This window comes from Bartonella sp. MR63HLJHH, assembly GCF_042194155.1.
GTDB classification, from domain to species: domain Bacteria; phylum Pseudomonadota; class Alphaproteobacteria; order Rhizobiales; family Rhizobiaceae; genus Bartonella; species Bartonella grahamii.
The window spans coordinates 15980-38632 of record NZ_JBHIMN010000004.1; the positions used below are offsets into that span (position 1 = coordinate 15980).

The 22653-nt window shown below is 39.7% G+C and carries 19 protein-coding genes, 1 tRNA gene and 1 pseudogene; 18 read left to right on the top strand and 3 right to left on the bottom strand.

Features of this window, described 5'->3' with window-relative positions; genetic code table 11:
* Positions 1 to 1306 precede the first annotated feature (1306 nt).
* The 15 genes and pseudogenes from ACFIKQ_RS03530 to ACFIKQ_RS03600 all read left to right on the top strand — a co-directional run bounded on the left by ACFIKQ_RS03530 (position 1307) and on the right by ACFIKQ_RS03600 (position 15690).
* Entirely contained in the window at positions 1307 to 2389 is a 1083-nt protein-coding gene (locus ACFIKQ_RS03530) for a quinone-dependent dihydroorotate dehydrogenase (RefSeq protein WP_375635820.1), read from the top strand.
* A gap of 138 nt (positions 2390 to 2527) precedes the next feature.
* Positions 2528 to 2604: transfer RNA gene (locus tag ACFIKQ_RS03535), tRNA-His, on the top strand.
* Between the two features lie 546 nt (positions 2605 to 3150).
* Positions 3151 to 3465 (top strand): hypothetical protein, encoded by a 315-nt coding sequence (locus ACFIKQ_RS03540; protein ID WP_375655942.1) that lies wholly within the window; start codon positions 3151 to 3153, stop codon positions 3463 to 3465.
* Positions 3466 to 3661: 196 nt separating this feature from the next.
* Complete coding sequence (locus tag ACFIKQ_RS03545; protein WP_375647172.1) at positions 3662 to 4453, top strand: hypothetical protein; 792 nt, start codon at positions 3662 to 3664, stop codon at positions 4451 to 4453.
* A 291-nt stretch (positions 4454 to 4744) separates the two neighbouring features.
* Positions 4745 to 5578: a hypothetical protein gene (locus ACFIKQ_RS03550; RefSeq protein WP_375655944.1), complete on the top strand. Its 834-nt coding sequence runs from the start codon at positions 4745 to 4747 to the stop codon at positions 5576 to 5578.
* Positions 5571 to 6458, top strand: coding sequence for a hypothetical protein (locus ACFIKQ_RS03555; RefSeq protein WP_375655946.1), 888 nt, complete (start codon positions 5571 to 5573; stop codon positions 6456 to 6458). Before ACFIKQ_RS03550 ends, ACFIKQ_RS03555 begins: the two co-directional genes overlap by 8 nt.
* A gap of 2 nt (positions 6459 to 6460) precedes the next feature.
* Complete coding sequence (locus tag ACFIKQ_RS03560; protein WP_375635815.1) at positions 6461 to 7375, top strand: hypothetical protein; 915 nt, start codon at positions 6461 to 6463, stop codon at positions 7373 to 7375.
* A 272-nt stretch (positions 7376 to 7647) separates the two neighbouring features.
* Entirely contained in the window at positions 7648 to 9150 is a 1503-nt protein-coding gene (locus ACFIKQ_RS03565) for a DEAD/DEAH box helicase family protein (RefSeq protein WP_375655947.1), read from the top strand.
* A gap of 896 nt (positions 9151 to 10046) precedes the next feature.
* Entirely contained in the window at positions 10047 to 10853 is an 807-nt protein-coding gene (locus tag ACFIKQ_RS03570) for a hypothetical protein (RefSeq protein WP_375656039.1), read from the top strand.
* A gap of 558 nt (positions 10854 to 11411) precedes the next feature.
* Positions 11412 to 12671, top strand: coding sequence for an MATE family efflux transporter (locus tag ACFIKQ_RS03575; protein WP_375655949.1), 1260 nt, complete (start codon positions 11412 to 11414; stop codon positions 12669 to 12671).
* Positions 12668 to 12808, top strand: coding sequence for a hypothetical protein (locus tag ACFIKQ_RS03580; protein WP_375655951.1), 141 nt, complete (start codon positions 12668 to 12670; stop codon positions 12806 to 12808). The genes ACFIKQ_RS03575 and ACFIKQ_RS03580 overlap by 4 nt, the downstream gene beginning before the upstream one ends.
* 385 nt (positions 12809 to 13193) lie before the next feature.
* Positions 13194 to 13340 carry a hypothetical protein gene (locus tag ACFIKQ_RS03585; protein ID WP_375655953.1) on the top strand — a complete coding sequence of 49 codons (147 nt, stop codon included), beginning with the start codon at positions 13194 to 13196 and terminating at the stop codon, positions 13338 to 13340.
* A 286-nt stretch (positions 13341 to 13626) separates the two neighbouring features.
* A complete protein-coding gene (locus ACFIKQ_RS03590; RefSeq protein WP_375655955.1) occupies positions 13627 to 14877 on the top strand; it encodes an MFS transporter in 1251 nt (416 codons plus the stop codon).
* A 137-nt stretch (positions 14878 to 15014) separates the two neighbouring features.
* The gene (locus ACFIKQ_RS03595) at positions 15015 to 15173 is read left to right on the top strand and encodes a hypothetical protein (protein ID WP_375638737.1); all 159 of its coding nucleotides are present in this window, start codon (positions 15015 to 15017) and stop codon (positions 15171 to 15173) included.
* A gap of 239 nt (positions 15174 to 15412) precedes the next feature.
* A pseudogene (locus ACFIKQ_RS03600) lies at positions 15413 to 15690 on the top strand (hypothetical protein).
* 27 nt (positions 15691 to 15717) lie between these two features.
* On the opposite strand, the gene ACFIKQ_RS03605 reads toward ACFIKQ_RS03600, so the two are convergent.
* Positions 15718 to 15897, bottom strand: a complete 180-nt coding sequence (locus tag ACFIKQ_RS03605; RefSeq protein WP_375628256.1) for a hypothetical protein — start codon at positions 15895 to 15897, stop codon at positions 15718 to 15720.
* A gap of 576 nt (positions 15898 to 16473) precedes the next feature.
* Here ACFIKQ_RS03605 and ACFIKQ_RS03610 point away from each other — a divergent pair.
* A complete protein-coding gene (locus tag ACFIKQ_RS03610) occupies positions 16474 to 16599 on the top strand; it encodes a hypothetical protein (protein WP_274532013.1) in 126 nt (41 codons plus the stop codon).
* Between the two features lie 48 nt (positions 16600 to 16647).
* Here the strand turns inward: ACFIKQ_RS03610 and ACFIKQ_RS03615 are convergent, their stop codons facing one another.
* Both ACFIKQ_RS03615 and ACFIKQ_RS03620 read right to left on the bottom strand, forming a co-directional pair.
* Positions 16648 to 17868: an MFS transporter gene (locus tag ACFIKQ_RS03615; protein ID WP_375655957.1), complete on the bottom strand. Its 1221-nt coding sequence runs from the start codon at positions 17866 to 17868 to the stop codon at positions 16648 to 16650.
* A 10-nt stretch (positions 17869 to 17878) separates the two neighbouring features.
* Positions 17879 to 19300 (bottom strand): coproporphyrinogen-III oxidase family protein, encoded by a 1422-nt coding sequence (locus tag ACFIKQ_RS03620; protein WP_375635804.1) that lies wholly within the window; start codon positions 19298 to 19300, stop codon positions 17879 to 17881.
* Between the two features lie 338 nt (positions 19301 to 19638).
* Here ACFIKQ_RS03620 and ACFIKQ_RS03625 point away from each other — a divergent pair, with 338 nt between their 5' ends.
* Positions 19639 to 20334: a hypothetical protein gene (locus ACFIKQ_RS03625; protein WP_375655959.1), complete on the top strand. Its 696-nt coding sequence runs from the start codon at positions 19639 to 19641 to the stop codon at positions 20332 to 20334.
* 891 nt (positions 20335 to 21225) lie between these two features.
* Positions 21226 to 22653, top strand: coding sequence for a glutamine synthetase family protein (locus tag ACFIKQ_RS03630; RefSeq protein WP_375635802.1), 1428 nt, complete (start codon positions 21226 to 21228; stop codon positions 22651 to 22653).

Below are 22653 nucleotides of genomic sequence, written 5' to 3' on the forward strand. Positions count from 1 at the left end.
TACGGTAATTTACTTACCGCTTTTGATGAAAAAGGAAAGGGCAGATTTTATTTTTAGGATTATATTACAATATTAATATTATTTTCAAAGAACTTTATAAGGCTTAATAAAGAGCATTAGGGCTCTATTTGAATGTACATAGAACATTTCTGAGAGAAAAGCTTTTTTGATAAAAACTATATCTGCTTTTTTCAACAGAAAGTAGAAAACCGTAGCTTAATTTATATAATTGCCTCAAGATTTTTATGATAATATTAAAAAGAAAGATTTTTACAGAATACCACAAAATGAGCAGCGTTGAAAGTTGAGCTATCAGGACGCTTCTCAGATGAAGTGCATATATTGGTATAACGTATTGTTATAAAAAGAGAATTTGGAAATAAAAAATATATTTCAGCACTGATGGAAGAAATAGATAGATGAGGCAGGAGAAAACTTATAATTTAATTCCTCTTAATTCAGTAAGCGATAATAGCAATTAGGAGGAGGGCATTATGGCTTATCTAAAAGCTATTTTTACTGGGGTGCACGAGCTAAAATGGCGATAATTCTGATGGAAGAAACACATTTCATCTACTGGAAGATTGTATTAGTTTATAAATAGCAGAGCTCTAGGGTTTGCAAGATCATTTTGGTTTGGAAATCGTTGGTATGATAGGTGGGAGTTCAATGATCAACTGTCATTACTTAAACTATATTTTAGACAGAGCACTTATAGATGCAAAATTGTATTTAGCGCATCAGAAATGGCAAAGCAAACAATGCAGTTTCTTCAAAAATTTATCAATAGAGTACAAATGATTGAATATCCTGTTGCTAATAAATAGCGCAACAATAGTATGAATTTAGATAATTTTATGAACCATGTATTCTATAAATGCTAGGAAAAAATAGCTTTATAGAGCAAGCTCTGTTTCTATTGGAAACAATATTACACAAAGGAACTTTGGGAATAGGGATAATTTGCGTGCATTTTTAAGAGAATTATGAGCTTGTCTGCATGAGATGTCACAAAACCATGGCTATAGTGAAGAGCCATTGATGTTTCAATTCATGCTGCATTTTATAAGATTAGGATTCACGTTTTAATCTTTGAAAAATGCCGAAAAAGAGAAACGTTTTTTGAGAATAAAAAGTTTTTTACACAGTATACATTAATATAAACATGTATGGCTATTATGTGATGAATTTTCTTCTAGAAGGGGAATATTATTTGGATAATATGCTCTCTTTGATTGGTGATCTTTTGTGTTAAAAGATATAGGTGAGGTGCGATGGATTATTTTTATGTTGTGGAGAAGGATTGATGAGTTTGTTTCGTTGTATTGGCCGTTCTGCCTTATTTATGTTGGATCCAGAGCAAGCACACTGTTTAGCGATTCTCGGGCTGAAAAGTGGATTAAATGGCTGTCAAAAGGTTATCGATAAACGTTTGTGTGTAACTGTTGCTGGGCTTGAGTTTGAAAATTTTATTGGTCTCGCAGCGGGGTTTGATAAAAATGCAGAGGTTGTGGATGGTATTTTTCGTTTAGGATTTGGTTTTACTGAAATTGGGACAGTGACACCAAAGCCTCAGATTGGAAATCCTAAACCACGGCTTTTTCGTTTAAAAGAAGATGAAGCGATTATTAATAGAATGGGCTTTAATAATGACGGACATCAAGTTGTTTACAACAGATTGCGCGCGTGTAAAAAAACTGGTGTTGTAGGAGTTAACATTGGAGCTAATAAGGATACGGTCGATAAGATTGATGATTATACTGTTGGTATTGCTCATTTTTATGATGTTGCTGATTATTTTACGGTTAATATTTCTTCTCCTAATACACCAGGTTTACGTGATTTACAGTCCCGTGACAGTTTGCATCTTTTGTTGAGTGCAGTTTCGCAAGCGCGAAAGGAGCAAGAGAAAAAGCATGGATTTTCCATTCCCATTTTTTTAAAAATTGCTCCAGATTTATCAGAGAAAGAATTGGATGATATTGCAGAAGAAATAAAACTTTCTGATTTTGATGGACTGATTGTTTCCAATACAACTCTTTCACGCCAAGGTCTTAGCAATAGTCACCTCAGTAATGAAGAGGGGGGGCTTTCTGGACGTCCACTTTTTGAGCGTTCTACTATTGTGCTTGCAAAAATGCGTCAAAAATTAGGGAAGGAGATTGCAATTATTGGTGTTGGCGGTGTAAAGGACGCACAAACCGCTTTGGAAAAAGTAAAAGCTGGTGCAGATTTAATTCAATTATATAGTGGGATGGTTTATGAAGGTCCAAATCTTGCTATAACTATTCTGCAAGAGATTTTGCAGATGATGCAACAAGACGGTGTTGATAACATAAAAGGCTATCGTGATCACAGTCTTGAGCGTTGGGCAAAATTTCCTTTGTAAAAACGCTTTTTTCTTCACAAAAAATTGCGAGATTTTTTTAAAGGGGCTTGCAAACTTTGTTGATTTTCCTTATGTCACATAAGCATAAGAATAAATGTTTACGAAATCGTGAACAGTTATGATACATTTTCTTTTTATGCGGTTGTAGCTCAGTTGGTTAGAGCGCTGGTTTGTGGCACCAGAGGTCGTAGGTTCAAATCCCACCAACCGTACCATTTATCTTGTTACAACTTTTCTAATTCTTATTTTTGGCGTTTTGTGAGGCGGTTAAAAGCCGTGCTTGGCGGGCTTTTTTGCGTGTGAGCCGTCACGGAGCAGAGACCTTGCGCGGATGATTTTCCTCAAATTTTGCCCAAAACGGAATGATACGATCAATAATCGCTTGAAATATAAACGGGTTAACTAAATCTATAATTCTGATTGCAATTGCAACAATAAATATCTCTATCAGTATATTTATATACTTCTAGTATATTTTGTAAACTAAGAGAATCTTATTCGACTTTCATTATTATTGCTCATAATATAAACCATTAAGTTTAAACACATAAAATAAGTAAGCAATAAATTTACTAAAATATGCCATATTTTTGACACAGTTCCCTTGATTTTGTCAACTATATATTATAAATGCGAACTTGCATGAAAATGCATTCATATCTCCAGGGGTGTTTCGGTGGTTAATTATGGGTAAGCCATTTTGGCGCGGGGACATAAGTAACCTTGGGGGATTTATTTATACACTAAATTGGAGAAAATAAATGGGAAGTTCAAGTCGTTCGCACGATTATTGCAGTGCCGATAATTTTAGTAGCAAATATAACTCTGGTACTGCGTTTGGTAGCAAGCATGGTGGTAAGGTTGGCTTTCTGGGTGGTCTTGCCTTAGGAGCAGGGGTTGGGCGTAATCCTTATGCTGCCATGACCTCAGCAAGCTTTGGGCAAATTGTAGGCAATGAATTCGGAGGCACCATAGGTGGTTATCTTGGTTATGGTGTGGCTGCTGCCCAGTGTGGCACACAGTTTTTGGGTCAATCTTTTGCTAATTCAGGTGGTGGGATGTTGATGCACTTTTGATGTAGTTCTTTGGGTTATCCTAAAGCCTAGAATGGTGGTACTGTAAAAGGTGCCGCCTTTATGTTTGGAATATTACACAGGAGGAGCTATGGGCGCGTTTGGTTTAGTGCTCGCTTATTTTTGTCTGTGGTTTGGCATGTATCTATTCTTCAAAACTATTGCTATTAATGGAAAAAGCATGTTATACAAAGGGAGCATGGTTGCATTCATAGTGGCGGCATTGGTTGTTCCTCCCATCATATATATCTTTGAGTATATAGACGATGTGTCGATAACATCTTCTCATGTTGCTATAATTATGTTCTTTCTTTCTTTTTGCATTGAATTTATACCCAATATAGTAAACAATATAAAATGCTTTAGTTTGGCCATTATCGCAAGTTGCCCCATTTTTTTCATCGCAGCTGGTTTTATTGTTGTGAGTGATGACCTTCTGTTAGATTTTTTTGATCTGCAGCTTTCGAGCTATATTTATCTGCTTTTCATTATTCCGTTGATGATAGGGGGGGCTCGCTATGTCCTAATTGCTAAAGCTTTGAAGGAAAAATCTATGTCAGTGCTAGATTTAAGCATTTGCATTGGCTGTGGGTTTGCCATAGGCGTCTTTTTTGTGTCATCACTGCTTTTATCAGACCTTCGAGAAATCTATCAACAGATAGGTTTTGCAAACAGGGAGGCAGTGAAAAAAATGTTTGATTATGCGGTGTTTGGTTTTGCTATTCTAACGGGCCAAGTTTTTTTGACATTTTTGATGGTTCTCTTTGTTACTACAAAGAAATATTATTGGTTGGTCCTTGATGTTCTTGCAGAGCTGTTTTTTAGCCTCTTTGTTTCTTATTATGTAGCGTTTGTTCATACAGATGATGACTATAGAATGGTTAGAAATTGGATTTGTTTGATGTTTGTTGTTTATGTGTACGCGCGTTACATTAAATCAAAGAATGTGAAGCTTAGCGTGATTAACCCGTTTAAAAAGAAAACTGAGTGAGAAGACAGGAGGCTATAGTTCTTTGGGTTATCCTAAAGCCTAGAGCAGCCAACCCAGGAGGGGCAGTTTCTGGAGCAATAGTAGGCGGGGTCCCGTGGCGCAGCCGCGGGTATTGCTAAAGCTGGTTGGGATTGTGCTCGCTCTAAGTGGTGAAATTGTTGTTTGACTTGGCTTTTTTAACAAGGTAAAGGCCTTGCTAAGGGGTACACTATCAGCCTCTTAGCAGGGAGTTTTTCTCCCGCAATAATATCTTGGTATGCTTGGGAGGGCAAGGCGCTTTAAGGAAATTATATGTCTGACTTAATTTTTGGAATGCTGCTTAGTTTTGGGATAAGTTCCAGCCCTCGTCTCCTTAAAAACAATGGCTTGTTGGGCGAGCGCGTCATTTTGGGGGGGCTAGCTGGCCTTTCCTGCGCTATCATCTTCGCTTATCCACATAGTGAAAGTGGGCTTACAGACTTATCTTTGCTTTTGGTATGTTATCTTGGCATGCTTTTAATTCTGTACGAGCACTACTTATATAAATATTTAGTTCTTGGATTCTGTGGTGCAGTTGCTGCCTTGTGTATTGGGGCAGGTTTTGTATATTTGAGCTCTTTGTTGCCATTGCCTGCTTTGTCTGCTGCTAATAATAGCCAGCAGCAGGTGGTGCATTACACGAGTTTGGTTGCTGCAAACTATCCCTTTTTTATCCTTTTGATATCAGTTTTAACTGCGGAGCTTTTGCGTTTGTGGTTGCTTCGCGTATATAAGTCAGAATTAGCTGCGCGTGAGGTCCTTTATTTTGGGCTGGGCTGGGGTGTTCTAGACTTATGCTATAAGACCCTCCCAGCTCTTTTTCTTTACTTGAATTACCGTGTTGATAGGGCGCCACAAATGGTGGGCTATGTCGCATTTGAATCTTGTCCACAAGCGATCAGCTATCTTATTGCCGCGGGCATGATTGTATTGATGCATGTTGTAAATACGCGTTTTATGTATCTTGGTTTCCAAGATAAGCGCAAGGTCTATTCCTATCTGCCTTTTGTAATTCATTTTGCGGTTGGTCTTTTGTTTATGTTTGACATTTCTTCAGGCTATGCAATATTAATAAATTCTATTTTTGAGGCTTGCAATAATGCTTGACAAATTGACATTATCTGTTATTGGCGCCGTTTTTTGTCTGGTGCTGATTATTTTCCCTTTGATGAAGAAAAAAACATTGGTTGAACATTTGGTTTTCTTGCTCGTTGTTTTGTGTCTTGTTTTTCTTTATGTTTATGGCGCTACGAGTTATTTTCCTTATTATGTTTTGGCGCTTTCGCTTATATTGGGGTACCGCTGGTTACTCTCTTTGGTTAAAATGTTTAAAGGCACGAAGGCGATTATTGGGGCAAGCGCTGGTTGTTATGTGCTTTTGATTTTTTTTCTATACGGCTTTATGCGTATGATAGGCAGTTTGATTTTTGATTTTTCTGCTTATAGTACGCCTAATATTGTTTTTGCTGTTGGTCTATTCCCTATAGGCATGGCGATTATGCAGTTTTTTTTGCTCTCTCATTGGGTGGCAGAAGATAATGGCAATGGTGTAGAGGCAGCACTGGGCGTGGGAATGGGGATTTGGGGGGCTGCTATAGGGCTTGCACTGCTTACATCTCTACCAGAAGCTGTGAAAATCCTAAAAGGGGCTTTTAGTCTTGATAGGGACGCCTTACTTTCTTTACTTGAGACGGTAATATATTATACGTTTATTATAGGTCTGAATCTTTTATCAACTTTTTTAATGCTTGTGGTTTGCCTTGACAAGAAATGGCGTTTTTTTGTTCTTATCCTGCTTTTACAATGCTTGGCGGCTTGGGCGCGCTTTTCATGGCGGGCCGCTGAGCCAGAACTTCTTGCAATTGGGCATTATACAATCGCTACTATTCTTATGTTTGCTCTTATGCGGCAAATTTATGATTTTGTGCAAGACAGATTATCCATGAAGAAAAATAGCAGTTACGCTTTAGTAAATGAGGGGGCATAATAATGTTGGTTTTATTTATTACTTCGCTTCTCGCAGGCCTTATTTATGGCGCTGTCATTTATAATTTTTTTCGCTCTACATTTAGTTGGATAAATGTGCTGTTGAGCGGCATAGTTTTTGGGGTGATTGTTCTGTTAGTATGGCGTTACTCGGAAACAGAACATAAACTTGATGCCTTACGTTTACTGCAAGTGCTTGGCGTTGTTTTTCTTCTATGTGTGTTTCATCATTTTCTGAAGTTCAAATTGGTTGTCGCTGGTGCTGTGGGATGGTTTGTTGCTAGCTGCATTGCTGGCGGGTTTATTGCTTTTTGGGAGCAATCTGTAATAAAAACGCTTTATATGATGAGTATTGTTGAAACCAAGAGTCGTGCAGAGCAGGGGCTGGCGCTTGTTTTTTTATTTTTAACATTTTCGGTTTTTTTTGTTGTAGCAGAAGAAGCTATGCGTCGTTGGTTAGTTACTAAGTTTTATCGGTGCTCGCCTAGTTTGTTGTGGCGTTTGCCGCTGAATATTGGCATAGGCTGGGGTTTATGCGAATTAGTTCATAAGGCGCTAGGGCCTTTCCTTGTTTATAATGGTTGGCCTATTCGATCTAGCTTATTAGCCAATGAGTATGTAATTTTTTATTCCTGGACGCAAGCGAGTATTTTTTTGTGTGCTTTGATAAGCGTCATACTCATGCATATTTTCAATACATGCTTGGCGTATCGTGGTGTTGTTACGCGCTCTAAATTTTATGCGTGTGCGCCTTTTTTTGTCCACGCTATTGTTAACTGTTTCGGTGCAACAGTGCTGGTTACAGAGAAGGTTTGGTTTAATGTTGGGGGCAGCTTGTTTATTCTACTTTGTGTGATGTTGTTCGTATATTTTGAAAGCAAAAATCCTTTAATACAAAACATAAAATTGCGCGCTTAAAGTGTTGTAGAGTGATGAATAACTTTGCGTACTCTAAGTATGGCTAGAGAGCCTGATACGCGCTTTCTGTTCTGCAAAAAAATAGAGAAGGTTAGCACCGACGTAACGCGTCCAGTACCAAGAGCGACGTCATTTCTGCACTAATTGGGGGGAGGGTGTGCCACTGGCCACGCGCATATGGGAGTTTGCAAATATGCTATCATGTAACTTTCTAGTGTTCTCCTTTCTATTATCCTCCATGAGATTGAAGATGGGAATCTTGAGGCGGCGATATGAAACTTAAATTTAAACAACAAGAATTTCAAAATGATGCGGTTAAAAGCGTCATTGATTTGTTTAAAGGCCAACCACAACGGAATTCTTCTATTTTCTTGCATTCAGAACAAGGACAATTAGCGTTAAATGAATTTGGTTATGGTAATCAATTATTAATTAGTGATGAAAGCATATTAGCAAATTTACAAGAGGTGCAACAGAACAATAAACTCTTGGCGAGTAAGACGCTAGAGCAAAAGCAGTTTTCTATTGAGATGGAAACGGGAACAGGCAAAACTTATGTTTACAGCAAGACGATTTTTGAGTTAAATCAACGCTATGGCTTTACCAAATTTATTATTGTCGTACCAAGTGTTGCTATTCGCGAAGGGGTATATAAATCACTTCAGGTAACAAGGGAGCATTTTCAAGCAGAGTTTGATAATCTGCCCTATCGTTATTTTATTTATAATTCAAAAGATCTTTCGCAAATTCGCCAATTTGCAAGCTCTACCAATATTGAAATTATGATTATCAATATTGATGCATTTAAAAAAGCAGAAAATATTATCAACCTTCCGCAAGATAGACTGAATGGCGAAAGTGCTATGCGCTATATCCAAGACACAAATCCGATTGTGATCATAGATGAACCGCAATCGGTGGATAATACAGCAAAAGCGAAGGAGGCTATTGCAAGCCTTAACCCGCTTTGTGTTTTTCGCTATAGTGCCACGCATAAAGATGAGATTAATCTTTTATATCGTTTAACACCTGTTGATGCTTATCAAAAAGGACTGGTAAAGCAAATTTGTGTCTCTTCTAATCAGATAGAGCAAGATTTTAACCGTCCCTATATTGCCTTGAAATCCGTATCACACAAACATGGCTTTAAGGCGCGCTTAGAGTTGGATATTGCGGGAAAGAATGGCACTGTGAGCCGCAAAACAGTTACAGTGAGACAAGGCGATGATCTGTATCGTGTTACGGGCGGGCGTGAGTTTTATAGGGGTTATATTGTTTCGGGTATCAATTGCATGGCGGGGGATGAAGCCGTTGAGTTTTCTGATACTGAAATTGTTAAATTTGGCCACGCGCTTGGTGATGTGAATACAATAGAGCTTAAACGCGCGCAAATTTATCGCACTATAGAAACACATTTAGATAAAGAATTGCGGCTTGTGCCTTTAGGGATTAAAGTTTTATCACTTTTTTTATTGATGAGGTGGCTAAATATCGTAGCAATGATGAAGAGCCAGCACTTTATGAGCGTATGTTTGAAGAATGTTATGAAGAGCTGTTGGCGAAAAAGAAATATGCCTTCTTGCGAACTAAGTTTGCGCAAAATGTTCGAAACGTGCACGGCGGTTATTTCTCGCAAGACAAGAAAGGCGTGTATAAGGATACAAAGGGCGACAGCCAAGCTGATGATGACACTTATAACACGATTATGCGCGATAAGGAGTGGTTATTATCTTTTGCATGCCCCTTGCGTTTTATCTTTTCGCATTCGGCCTTGAGAGAAGGCTGGGATAATCCGAATGTGTTTCAAGTGTGTATGTTGATTGAGCAAAAATCGAATTTTACTGCACGGCAAAAGATTGGTCGCGGTTTGCGTTTGTGCGTAAATCAACAAGGTGAACAGGTAGAAGATAAAGATATAAATGTGCTGCATGTCATGGTGAATGAAAGCTTTGCTGAGTTTGTGAGTACATTGCAAAAAGAATTAGAGGCGGATATTGGTTATAAACTTGGTACATTGCAGATGGAGCAGTTGGTTGGCCGTATTTATGAAGATGTAAAATATGTAGCCGCTAAAGTGGAAGTGCCACAAGCACAAAAAATTGTTAAAATACTTGTTGCAAAAGATTTTATTGATGAGGCGGGTGTCATTAAAGTAGATCAGGATTTAGTGGCGAGCGAATTTGAAGCTATAGGGGCGGAGGAAATGCCACGCGAATTGCGTCAAGAAATTGTGAAAAAAACTGATGCGGGCGCGCTTATTAATGTTGAGACGCTGCAAGATCTGATTTATATGACAGCTGTGACGGAAACAAAGATTCTGTCTTCGCAAGAGGCTGCTGATATATTGGTTGAGTTGCGTGAAAAAGCCTTGCTTACATCAGCAGGAAAAATCACAGATACATTAAAAGCGCAATGGGCGACTGGGGCGTTGGGTTTAAGTGAACGTTTTAGTAAAGGGCAAAAGCAGGCTGTGCTGCAGGCGCTAGAGGCGATCCAAGCCATGCCGATTATTCTTAATGCTGCGCGCGAGGTGCGGGTTAAGCTTAAAAAGCAAACAGTGGCTTCACCCGAGTTTTTGTCCTTGTGGGAGAAGATCAATAAAAAAACCACTTATCGTGCAAAGCTTGATCGTACAGAGTTTGTTGCCAAAGCAGTGGATGCAGTGAAAAAAATGGCGCCAGTTGCGCCCGCGCATTTGGTTTATCAGACAGCAGAGATAGAACTGGATAGTGCTGGTGTGACCTATGAAGAGCAGTTATTAAAGCAGAGTACGCTTGATTATAGTTTGTGTGCACTGCCGAACATTGTACATTATCTGACCTTAAAGTTGAAATTAACCGCAAAGACAATTATTGGTATTTTGACAAAGAGTGGTCGTGAGCATGAGTTTGTGAAAAATCCACAAGCTTTTTTAGAGCGCATAGAAGAAATACTCAATAAAACCCATGTTAATCTTACAATTGATGGCATTAAATATTTAAAGCTGGTCGGGAAAGAATATAGTGTGCAAGAGCTTTTTACCAGTGAAGAACTTGTGGCAAATTTAGAGCGTACAGCTGTTGTGAGTGAGAAGAGTGTGTATGATCATGTGGTTTATGAAAGCAGTGTGGAGAAAGAGTTTGCACAAAGTCTTGAAAAAGATCCTGAAGTCAGATTGTTTTTTAAACTGCCAAGAAGTTTTAAAATAGCCACTCCCATTGGTTCTTATACGCCTGATTGGGCGGTCTTTTTAGAGCGGGATGGCGAACAAAAGCTTTACTTCGTGCTGGAAACAAAAGGGGCAAACAGCGAGTTTGATTTGCGCCTTAAAGAAATGCTGAAAATTAAATGCGGCAAAGCGCATTTTGCTGCACTGCAAACGAGCGTTGCATTTAACGACCAGCCGGTGACAAGTTGGCGTGAATGTAAGCGTGGGATGTCGGCGACGGAAGGGGGTGGCAAGGGCGCCAAAAGTACTGAACTCGTTGCCGCGGAATGAAGTGGGGAGAATAAGTGGCCTGTGGCTAATGCGTTATATTTTTTTGAAATAAATTTTACGAATTTAAAAGTGTGAAGGACTTGATAGGATCTATTTTAAAAGCAACAAAAAGCAATAATAAGATAGATTAATATTCGTGGAGAGTGTTTATGGAAGTTGCAATTACCTAAGCTTTGTTGTCTGACGCGTCAGAAATCAGCCCTTTTCTGGTTGAGACTTGGCATGATATTTATGATGCGGTGCTTGGGGGCATAATGTTGTACAAAAAATGCATGGCATGAAGTCCAAAAAACGAACAAAGGTGCATTGCGCTTCTCCTTTAAGAACTGGGCATCTCCTCTTAGCTTAATGAGTTCTCATTATGCATCCTTTACACAAGATTTGCGGTGGAAAGACTTGACGGAAAAAATCAATCAGTTTTGTTTAAAAGATCTAGGCTTAATACGCCCTTCAATATGGAAGGGTATTTCCCAATGTTTGTTGTGATGAAGCAATTGCTCTCTCTTGGCATGCCACTGGCTGTTGGGTTTATCTCTCAAATGATGATTTCCTTCACAGATGCAGCCGCTTGTAGCACATTTAGGCGTTCAAGCCTTGAGTGGTACAATGTTGGCTCTGAGTATGTTTAGTTTTGTTATGTTGTTGGGACTAGGGATTATTACCGCGGTTACACCAAAACTTGCGGAAAGCTTTCGCAAACAAGATAGATATGCATTGAAGGCATGGTTTGATCAAGGAATATGGCTTTCCCTTTTGATTGGAATGGTGAGTGCTATTATTTTACTCAATACGAGGAATATTTTGTGTCTTCTTGGTCAAGATGAGGCAATTGCTCATATAGCGCAGGAATATAACAGGGGCGCTGCGATAGGAGTGGTGTTTTTTTATCTTTATGTGAATAGCCGCGGATTATTGTCCGCAATTGGTAATCCCAAGCCCTTAACTTGGATTATGCTTACTGCTATCCTCGTGAATTTTCTTATCTCTTGGCTGCTTATTTTTGGTATAGGTCCTGAAAGCGGCTTCGGTGTCTTTGGTGCTGGAATTGCGAGTAGTTTGATCCGTATTTTGATTGTTATTGCAGTGGCAATAATTCTATCTCGCAATTCTACTTTTCATTCCTTCCACTTTAATTATTTGAGACCAAAGTTAGAGATTTCACGAATAATACAATTGCTGCGCGTAGGGCTCCCCATTGGTGTACGTATTTTTATTGCGGAAGGCTTTCCTTCGGTCATTGCCTTCATGATTACGGCTTATGGGGTTCAAGCTTTGGCTGCTCATACGATAGGAATGCGTCTCGATATGCTTATTTCTGTGGTAGCTTTGGGAATTTCCAGCGCAGCCGCAACAATAGCAGCGTGGTATAGAGCAGATGGGAATCATATGACTCTAAAACATTTGCGTATGAGTGTTACAGTTTTTACTGTCGCTTATGTTTTGTTTTTATCAGGGGTTGTTTATTTCTCTTATGAATTTATTCTTACAACCATCTTTGATATTTCTTCAGTCCGCGTTATTGTTTTTTCTTGGGAGTTGCTTCCGTTTGTTTTATTGTCTTTTGCTTTTGGCACTTTAGGAGCTATGCTCAATGGCATACTTGTGGGCTTGCTTGATACGTTTTGGTCAACCATTGTTGTAACAATAAGTTATTGGGGGATAGGCTTATTTGGGGGCGCGCTCATGGCACATTTTTTAAAATATGGCTTTATTGGTTATTGGTTTGGCATGATTAGTGCCAGCTTAATTGTTTCTATCTTTAATTATATGCGTGTGGGTTATTTAATAAAACGCAACCCTATGTTTGGGGCGGAGTGAGTGTTATAAAAGCACTGCAATGTCAAGTTGCTTCGGCTAAAGATGATTTTGAGGATGAATTCCATACATGGAGACTTAACAGCAAAGATGTACAGGCTCGTTGTGAATGTCTTGCTGATGGAATGTATAGATTTTAAATAATAAGGGTGTAGAATATGATCAAAGATGATAGGAAATACCGTTTCGTGTAGGTTGAGTGAGCGGCTGGATTTATTACCGAAGCCACTGCATATTTTTCGTGTTTTTGGCTCTAATGCAGAGGATAAAATAATCGCTGAATGTGCGCATCGTAATAAGATTGATTCCACATCTGTAAAATTATGTCGGAAAAAGCAAACAAATGGCTTGCGGTAGTCAACGAGAAAAGTGTTTATGATCATGTGATTTGTGAGAATCGTATTGAGAAAGAGTTTGTGCAAAATCTCGATAATGACCCTGATGTAAGATTATTTTTTAATTGCCAAGGAGTTTTAAAATTGCAACGCTAATTGGCTCTTACACCAGATTGGGCGGTATTAGAGCATGAGAGCGAACAAAACGCATTTTGCGACGCTTGAAATGGGTTTTGAGTGTGGTGCACAGCCAGTGACAAATTGGCGTGAATATAAGCGTACTTTGCCCGAAGCGGCGCATGAGTTTCCAAGTGCTGCGGTGGTTGTTGCAGAATGATTGGTGCATGAAATACTTAACGTGAGCGCGGGGAGGACAGCCAAACTTTTTATATCAAGATAATAAATTGACAAAAGGTGGCTACAATCCACACTTCTAATATAGGAGGTAAAGTTATGAAAACTAAAAATATGTATAAACAACTGAAAAAATCAAATTAAGCGGGGTGATGTTACTGTGCTCAAAGCCGGAGCAAGTGAGCAGAAAATGGCTGCTCGAAGCTCCCTTCTGAATTGAGGTTTTAGAATATATAAAGCTGGCAGCTTTATAGCCTTTGGATATATTAATGACGATAAATTATGAAGTTAAAAAGTTGCTCTATGGCTGTGCGGCAATGAGTGGGGTTCGGCTGATTACAGGTTCCTTCCATGCTTTTTTTTTCTTGTCTATGGGCGTTAGCATAACACAGTTAGCTTTATTGCAAATTGTGTTTAGCGTAGCTATTTGTATTTTTGAAGTGCCTTGTGGGATTTTAGGAGATAAAATCGGCGTTAAACAAAATGTTATCTTATCATGTTTCTTTTTTTCGCTCTTCTTCTTTTTATGTATCTACGCGCCTAATCTTTCTGTCTTAATTCCGGCAGAAATTATTTATGCTTTAGGCTTTGCTTTATGTTCTGGCGCTGATAGCACATGGATTAAAGGCTTAATCGACGGCGGTGGTTACAAGGGTCGTTTGATTTACCACCAAGTAAACGCCTATAAGCGGGAACTAACGGCATTCATGAATACGGTTGCTGGTGCGCTAGGTGTTCTTATTGTTTTGTGTATGGATAATTATCAGTCGGCATATTATTTTTGTTCTTTCGGATTTCTCGTACTTGTATTCTTGTTTAGTCGGGTGACGGGGATAGGTATTGCATCCGTTTCGGATAGTCAGCCAATAGACTCAGGTTCTTTGTTGCATGCAACAGAAGCTTTTGCTTATTTAGTTACCTCAAAAATCGGGTTATATTATATATTGATATGTGGTTTTATTGTTGCCGCATTGCAGCCAATATTTCATTTTTGGCAACCTTTTATTTTGGGACAAACAGGAGTATTAGACAATGCAACAGGAAAGACTAAAATTCTTATTCTTGGCCTGTGCTTTGTGTCTTATACTCTCGTAAAATACTTATTTAATCGCTTTGTAATTAAATATCTTATGCAAAAATACGCTCCTATGGCGATAACTTTGTACTCACTAGTCCTGAGTGCTGTTGTTATGCTTGCTCTGCTTCTCGTTGCAAACAGTTGGGCCCCCATTATTTTATTCACCGTATTTCACAGTTTTTTTTCTGTCCCCGTAACGCAGTTTGAAGCAGAATTTTTTAAACATATTCAACAAAAGAATGCAAATACGGTTTTATCCATTGTTAGTTTTCTTGCACGTATTTTTGGTATTTTAGCGCTTGTGCTGATTGGTTGGTTGGCGAACAATGTTTGTATAGAAGCAGCTTTTTGTTTCACCTTGCTTTGTATATGTTTAATTATCCCGCTTAATTTGGCCTGGCTTTATGCTGATAAAAAGTTAATAAAAGACGAGAAGGTTTGAAAGTGAAGATACTGTTAAATAGGGACTTGCCTATGACTTACATAAAGACACAGGAAAAAATAGTGTGTGGGTCATCTTATATGGATTGAGTCGAAATTAATAGCTGTCCATCGTTTTTAGTAGAGATGCTTACCGATTTGAATGCGCCAAATGATTGTGCGGCTATTAGCCAGAAATATCGCGAACGAGCATATCAAGAAGCTTGTGATATTGATGTTTTGCTAAATAGTGGGCGCGTATTAGATTTTGCAAAAAACGCAAGCTTTTTTAGAGTGCGCGGAGGAAATCCTCGATAAAGCGTATGTCAATTTTACTATTGCTGGTATTAAATATTTAAAACTAGCTGGCCAAGACTATAGTGTGCAAGAATGTTTTGCAAGTAGCTAACTTTTGGCGAATTTAGAGCGTACAGCTCTGGTGAGTGAGAAGAGTGTAATGATCATGTGGTTTATAATTGAGAAAGAATTTGCGCAAAATTAATGATAATGCCTCCGAAGTAAAATTATTTTTTTAATTGCCAAGGAGCTTTAAAATCATGACGCTCATAGGCTCTTACACGCCGGATTTTGGGGTGTTTAAGAGTGAGAAGGCGCGCAAAAGCTTTATTTTGTACTGGAAACAAAAGGAACGAATAGCGAGTTTGATTTGTGCCTTAAAGAAATGCTGAAGATTAAATGCGGCAAGGCGCATTTTATCGCCCTTGAGACTGGTGTGGTGTTTGACGAGGCTCTGGTAATGAGTTGGCGCGATTCTAAGCGGGGGATGGTGGTAGAGAAAGTGGGGGGCTGTGGTAGGAGCGGGCGGCACGAATGACGCTGTCTTTAGTTGCGTACCGCCAAGCTAATTTTGTGCTTTGCGAAATTCGCCAAGGCTTTTGGACGTACCCCGTTTACCGCGTAATAAAATCTTATGAATATCATGCAGAAGGCGCGCAGAAATGGGTGATTGCGTGTCTAGCTTCCCAATGCCGTAATTAAGTACAGCCACATAATGAGATAGCTCTTCAATATCATCAGTCACACTGATACTTTTTCTTTATTTTCAAACAATAATAGGTCAGATGGTAACGATTATGTCCTTTCTATCTGAGAAAAGAGTAGCACCGCTTGCGTATATGCACGAGTAAAAGTCAATCAACATTGGTCTGAGGTAAAACCGCCAATTATTTCTAATACACCTAAGGATTTCATAGCTTGCTCTAACGGTTTATATAAAGCCGCCCTTTTAAAAGGTGAATTGGGTGGTAAATTTATTGGGATATAGGCTTTATGAATCTCTTGAACTAAGCTTTCTACTATGCAGGTCCTAAGGCGTGATTGCATATATGGTCGCATCTGTTGCTGCGTTTTGTAGACAGAGATCTTAAATTAGGAAAGGAGGGCTGCTCTTTTAATTACAAAGGAAGAATACGGCGCGTAAGTGCAGCAAAATGTATTTTGAGGAGCAGTAAAGGGGTGAGGCATTTGATGTCCAGCGGGTGACAGATTAATTGGAGTATAAGTGGGTATTGCTAGGGCGGAGTTTTTAGTTAAGAATTGTGCTCCGTACGCTATAAGCTCTCTGCATCCTTCATATAGGCGTTGAGATCATCGCCCAATGCAACGTAAAAGGGGCTATTTTGCCTTTAACGCTTGTTTAGCTGCTTCCATTATTGCCTCTGGCTCTATTAGCCATTACGGTTATAATTTCCTCGTCCAAAGAACAGGTCAATCGATTGCGTAATAGGGTATGTGTGCCTTTTTTGACCGTGTCTTTTTTAAAAGGCAGCTGTTACCTCGTGGCAGGGTTGGGTGTGTCTATATGATCAGCCTGCCAAAGAAATGGAAGCGTTATCGCGATAGCCACCAATAGTAGTCCAGCGATAAAGGCGGCAGCAAACTGCAATGATATAAAAGAACCAAAGACGCCGACCAAAAAGCTTCCGACCGGCATTCCAGCATAGCCGATCACCCGAAAAGCAGAATTAGCTCGCCCGAGAAGTTGTTTTGGTGTGAGGCGCTGCCTGAAGGCGGTAACACCAATAAACCATAAGCTTGCTCCAACGCCAGCGATAAAGGTGACGCCCCATACGACGACAGCACTTTTTGAAAAGGCTGGAACCAGCAGCAAGATAACCGTCCCTAAACCGTCAGTGAGAACAGCTAGGCGCACCGGTGCATAGCGTATATGTGGTGCAAATAGGGCACCTGCCATTGTACCAAGCGCGTAGGCTGCAAACATCACGCCATATTGGCTGCTATGTAGGCCCAGATACCGACCGTCGGTAACGAAGAAGATGAACGAGGTTAGGAATGCTCCAAATACTACCGATAGAAAGAATGTGAGTAATGTAAGGGAGGTAAGATGCCGATTTGAAAAAATAAAACGAAAGCCGGCAATGATATAACGAAAAGTGATGTTTTCTTTATCAGGTGTTGGCGATGTCGGAACAGTATGGCGAGCGGTAAAAATCAATGTGATAAAAAGCACGATTAACAGGCCAAGAAATAGCAGTGTGCTATGCGCTAAAATGCTGCTTGTTATGACAGGGGCAAGAAAATAGGAGACCCCGAAATCTAAAAACAAGACAATTGAGTAGAAGGTCATCAATCGCTCTCCCTCCATGATAAGTGGTGGAATCGTCATTATATAAGCTTCGGCAGAAACGACGATGAATCCAGCAATGGTTGCATAGAAGAAAATTTGTTCGGCTGGAGCAATCTGTATCATGAGCAGTACGAACAGTACAATATGCAGTAGCATGAAGATGAGGAGAGCCGAGGTGGCAAGTTTTATTTTGTCGCAGCGATCAAGTAAAGTGCCTGCAAGGATTCCGAAAATTGGCCACGCTAATGAGAAGAGACCTTGCGCCCAACTTACTCCGACTACGCCATATCCAGATTGTCTTGCTAATAGCGGGATGGCAGTGCGCAAAGCACCGCTGAGTAAGGCGAGCAGACTAACGGTTAGGCAAAAATAGCGTATGTTCTTATTGGCAAAAGGAGTGAACATTCTTTTCTCCTTAAGATGCCACACAGATTTCCGCAGGTCCATCAAGTACGGCGGTTGTATTCAGCATGTTTGAGACATAGCCGTCCAAGATATTCCCATCTGCCTGAGGTAGAAGAAAATACATAAGGTTGGAATACCATTGCCAACCACGCTGAGTCAGCTGGAGATTGTTATCACTTTCTGCGATGAGACCTGCACCTATGAGCTGTTGTAGGTTATTGTAAACGAAAGAGGGGAGTGCGGTCCAGTCAATTCTTTCTTTTTTGGCATAACCGTTATAAGGTAGCCGCATACACAAAGCCTTGGAGGCTTGTTGCTCCGCTGATACCCAATTGTAGTATACTTTGGATTTGCCTTTAAGTTGTATGTCGGTAATGTATCCGCTTCGACAGGGATTGGTTCGTGTGACGAGTGAGCCGAGAACCGACAGTGCTGACGCCCCGAAGCCAACCACATAATCGTCATGATAACCATGCAAATATTTGTGATAGCGGAAATAATTAGCTGAACTCGTTTTAGCGAGCGTTAGAGGAGTGTTATTGGCAATTTTGATATAGGAATGCCCATTACACGGCGCATAGCTGCAGCTGCGCATAACGATGTCGCTAAATAAGCGAAGCATCTGTCGATGCTGTAGGCTGGATGGCTTTAGCCCTTTTTGTGCGTAAGACTTATGCAGTTGCGACGTGATAGCCAGATTGTTGATTGCATAGAGGTTGATTGTTTCAGGATGAATCTCGCTGGCTTGCTTCAAATCGTATAATAGTTTTTCGGCTTGCTGGCTGTGCATGCCATATAGTAGGTCGAAACCGACATGTCCAATGATCTCTTGTGACCAAGCCACGGTATTGTTGATTTGTTCACGTGTTGAGGTGAGGTTAAACAATGATCGGAAACGCTCAATGAAACTCTGTATACCGAAGCTGATCCGGTTAACGCCGATCTCACGGGCAGCATAAAGTTTATCACGTGTGACGCTCTTCGGTTCGCTTTCCAGTGTAAACTCGGTTAAGGAAGAGAGCTCAAATTCGCCATGCAATACTTTTCCGATGTGTCGGATATTATCTGCGGACAAAAGCGACGGTGTGCCGCCCCCTATATAGATGCTGCGGATGGGCCCTCTAAGCGAGCGAATGAAATTTCCTTTGGTTCTGATCTCTGTGGTAAGCGCTGACATATAAGATTCGATTTGCTTAACGTGCTTGTAGGCCCCTTTCTGAAAGGGACAGAAGGAACAGATGGTTTCGCAAAAGGGAATATGCAAATAAAGAGAAATGGTACGCGCTTGTGGAATCTGCTTACTTTGCGCTAGTTTATTAAAGTCTATGTAATCGTAAAATTCATTTAAAATAGTGCGAAATAACGGATATGTGAAGTCGTAAATCGGCTTGAGTTGATCGAACTTCACAAAAGGATGATCCACGAGTTGCATAGCTTACCTCCCCCAATTTCTTAACTTGCACTATATTATTGACGGGCGACTGGTGATCCAATCACCCGAGTGTATTACCAAAGATTTTCACGGAACATAATGAATCCTCCTTTTGTAGAAGTTATATGTATAATACATATAACTTATTATATGAACAGGCTCGCTTGTTTAAGAGGCAATCTAAAGATAAAAATATAAAAGAACTTTCTCTTGCAGCCTTATGGTCTGATATTGTAATTGGTATCCTGTTTTACGTGGTCGGGCTATGAATGCCTAGGGCGAGAAAAAGCAGGGTATTTTAATGGACGTGCGGGGCATCATTGTTATGTTGCTGGGACTTGGAATTTGCGTCTGATTATGAAATATCATTAGCGCAAAAAGATGGTTTTAAAGGTAGAGATATATTTTTTAATACCCCTGTAAAACTTCGAGAAGAGATAGAATTATCTATTAGAAAACATATAAATGTCCAGTGTGATAATATTATCGAATTACATGACATCATCACTCTTGCCCGCCATTTTGACATATTGCCTAAAATCTCATTGAGATTGTGCCATGTACTGGCAAACGGGGATAGATTGCGTTTTGGTATGACTGCGGCGGAGTTACTTGCCGCATTATCTTTGCTAGAATCCAATAGGATTAGGCTTAATGGGGTGCCTTTGCATGTGGGCTCTCATTTGAATTCGACTGAGTTAATAGTATCCACCTTAACTAAGGCTGGAAAGGATATTTACGCATTGAAGGATCAAAAAAGTTTTATCAGTCTAGGCGGGGGATATCCGACTTCCACAGCGTTCTGCGATGCCGTGACGGTCAATGACGAATACCCTCGTAAAATTTATGAGGCATTATCACAATTGGGTTGTGATTTATATAAGCTTACGGTAATTATTGAACCTAGGCGTATTATATCTGAAGATCATGGTTATTTATTTTCAAATATTAGCTCTATAAAAGAGCAGAATGGTACGAACTTAATTACAATCTGGGCTCTGGGGATGTGTACTCAATCTACACAGTATCACTAGATCATAAGTCAAAGTATGTGAAAGCAACTGATACAAAAAAGATTTTACGATGGTGGAAGATCGACGATGAAAGACGTTAGTTCAAAGGAACTTGATATTATTGTGTTCTCATATCCTGATTTTTTGGCTTTTTAGATATAAATAACAAACCTCCTAGTGGGCTGGAGACTATCAAATGTTGGATCCCGCATGGCGCAATTAGCAAAAAATCCTATCTATTGGATTTGGTATGCTCTACTGTATTTTCAGCCCTAAATATTGTGTGCGAAGTGCAATGTCAAGCGGTGGGAATTGATATAAGTGCAGAGTCTATAAGTATCCGCTCAGAACAAGGTTGATAGCTCTATTATGCAGGGGATGGTTAAGTTTCATGTCGGAAATGCTAAGCGTATGTCTTGTCCTGAAAATACATTTACGCATATTACGGCGGGGTGAGTGTTTGTAAGCACTAGCTGTAAAGGCTACTCACCATCCTAGGGTGTTTACTTCTATGTGGATAACAATAGAGTTACAAAACTTGCTTCATATTAAAAGAAAAGTTTCTTTTCTTTTAATTAAGCATTACTACAACCAAAAGGAAATTAAATATCTCGCCTTTATTATTCTCGCCAATGTTTGCTTATATATGATTATTTGAATCGGAATTAGGTTACGTACAATATGGTATTTCTCGCTGTTTTATATAAGAAGAAGGTTCGCACCGATGTATCGCGTGCAATATCAACTTTTTCACTATGGTGATAGGATAGCTTGTTGAGCGTAAAGTTCTTTTACCTTGATAGATCTTATAGTATTCTTCAAAAATATCAGTTGATAATTTTTTTTCGTGTCGTTTATGCAGGGGCTGATACTATAAGAATAGAACTTGATTGTTTGTAAAGTTGGTATGTTATGGCTGTAAAAAATGGTAAACAAACGAAAAGTAAAAATTTTAAACCTGTCTCTCGTTTTCTCAAAAGTTTACGTGGTGTGCGCAATTGGGAACAAGTTTCACAATGGCTTGCTTTCCGTAAGGTAGAGGATATTGAATGTATTACGCCTGATCAAGCAGGGGTACCACGGGGCAAGATGATGCTTTCTAAAAAATTTACATCGGAAACATCATTGGCATTGCCTTCAGCAGTTTTTATGGCAACAATTTCAGGGGATTATCCTGAAGATGGTCATGGTTTTGAATATCCTAAAGCAGATGGTGATTTACGCCTTGAGCCTGATCTTTCTACGTTAAGCATTGTTCCATGGGAAGATGCTCCCACAGCACAGGTGATTTGTGATCTTGTGTATCAAAATGGTCAGGTTGTGGATTACACACCACGCAATGTTTTACGAACGGTAGTTCATTTTTACACAAAAATGGGTTTAAGCCCTGTTGTTTCACCAGAAATTGAGTTTTATTTGGTACAAAAAAATCCCGATCCTGATTATCCGTTAGTTCCACCGGTTGGTCGTTCTGGGCGTTCAATTGGTGGTGGACAGGGGTATTCCATTGCCGGTGTGAATGAATTTGATGATTTGATTGATGATATTTATCATTTTTCAGAGGCACAAGGATTGGAAATTGATACCCTCATTCATGAAGAAGGAGCAGGTCAGTTTGAAATCAATTTACGTCATGGTGATCCTATTGAATTAGCGGATCAAGTTTTTATGTTTAAACGAACAATTCGTGAAGCTGCACTAAAACATAATATGTATGCAACTTTTATGGCAAAACCCATTCAAGGGCAGCCGGGTTCTGCTATGCATATTCACCAATCGGTTGTTGATAAGAAAACCGGTATGAATATTTTTACACAGGAAAATGGTGAAGAAAGTATCTGTTTTCGCCATTTTATTGGTGGATTGCAAAAACATATGCCAGGGGTACTTGTGATGCTTGCGCCTTATGTGAATTCTTATCGACGTCTTGTCCCTGATAATTCGGCTCCTGTTAATTTGAGATGGGGATATGATAATCGTACTACAGCTTTTCGAGTTCCCCGTTCTGCTCCTCAAGCGCGGCGTGTTGAGAATAGACTTCCTTCATCAGATGCGAATCCCTATTTAGCCCTTGCAGCTTCTCTAGCGTGTGGTCTTATTGGTTTGCAACAAAAAATTGAGCCGGATGAGCCAGCAACAAATAATGTAAACGCTGATAATATTGAGTTACCGCGTGGACTCATTGAGGCAGTCAATTTGTTTGAACAAGATACAGCGATACGTGCTATTTTAGGGGATGTGTTTGTCAGTACTTATGCTGCAATCAAACGACAAGAGTTTGAAACTTTCATGGAAGTAATTAGTCCGTGGGAGCGTGAATATCTTCTGCTGAATGTTTAA

What these genes read in the sequence shown, in the direction of transcription:
- ACFIKQ_RS03530 (WP_375635820.1), top strand. Translation starts at nt 1,307, where the DNA reads ATGAGTTTGTTTCGTTGTATTGGCCGTTCTGCCTTATTTATGTTGGAT.
- ACFIKQ_RS03555 (WP_375655946.1), top strand. Translation starts at nt 5,571, where the DNA reads ATGCTTGACAAATTGACATTATCTGTTATTGGCGCCGTTTTTTGTCTG.
- ACFIKQ_RS03560 (WP_375635815.1), top strand. Translation starts at nt 6,461, where the DNA reads ATGTTGGTTTTATTTATTACTTCGCTTCTCGCAGGCCTTATTTATGGC.
- ACFIKQ_RS03570 (WP_375656039.1), top strand. Translation starts at nt 10,047, where the DNA reads ATGGCGCCAGTTGCGCCCGCGCATTTGGTTTATCAGACAGCAGAGATA.
- ACFIKQ_RS03630 (WP_375635802.1), top strand. Translation starts at nt 21,226, where the DNA reads ATGGCTGTAAAAAATGGTAAACAAACGAAAAGTAAAAATTTTAAACCT.
- ACFIKQ_RS03610 (WP_274532013.1), top strand. Translation starts at nt 16,474, where the DNA reads ATGCAACGTAAAAGGGGCTATTTTGCCTTTAACGCTTGTTTAGCTGCT.
- ACFIKQ_RS03565 (WP_375655947.1), top strand. Translation starts at nt 7,648, where the DNA reads ATGAAACTTAAATTTAAACAACAAGAATTTCAAAATGATGCGGTTAAA.
- ACFIKQ_RS03620 (WP_375635804.1), bottom strand. Translation starts at nt 19,300, where the DNA reads ATGCAACTCGTGGATCATCCTTTTGTGAAGTTCGATCAACTCAAGCCG.
- ACFIKQ_RS03545 (WP_375647172.1), top strand. Translation starts at nt 3,662, where the DNA reads ATGGTTGCATTCATAGTGGCGGCATTGGTTGTTCCTCCCATCATATAT.
- ACFIKQ_RS03590 (WP_375655955.1), top strand. Translation starts at nt 13,627, where the DNA reads ATGACGATAAATTATGAAGTTAAAAAGTTGCTCTATGGCTGTGCGGCA.
- ACFIKQ_RS03575 (WP_375655949.1), top strand. Translation starts at nt 11,412, where the DNA reads ATGCAGCCGCTTGTAGCACATTTAGGCGTTCAAGCCTTGAGTGGTACA.
- ACFIKQ_RS03550 (WP_375655944.1), top strand. Translation starts at nt 4,745, where the DNA reads ATGTCTGACTTAATTTTTGGAATGCTGCTTAGTTTTGGGATAAGTTCC.
- ACFIKQ_RS03615 (WP_375655957.1), bottom strand. Translation starts at nt 17,868, where the DNA reads ATGTTCACTCCTTTTGCCAATAAGAACATACGCTATTTTTGCCTAACC.
- ACFIKQ_RS03585 (WP_375655953.1), top strand. Translation starts at nt 13,194, where the DNA reads ATGAGAGCGAACAAAACGCATTTTGCGACGCTTGAAATGGGTTTTGAG.
- ACFIKQ_RS03540 (WP_375655942.1), top strand. Translation starts at nt 3,151, where the DNA reads ATGGGAAGTTCAAGTCGTTCGCACGATTATTGCAGTGCCGATAATTTT.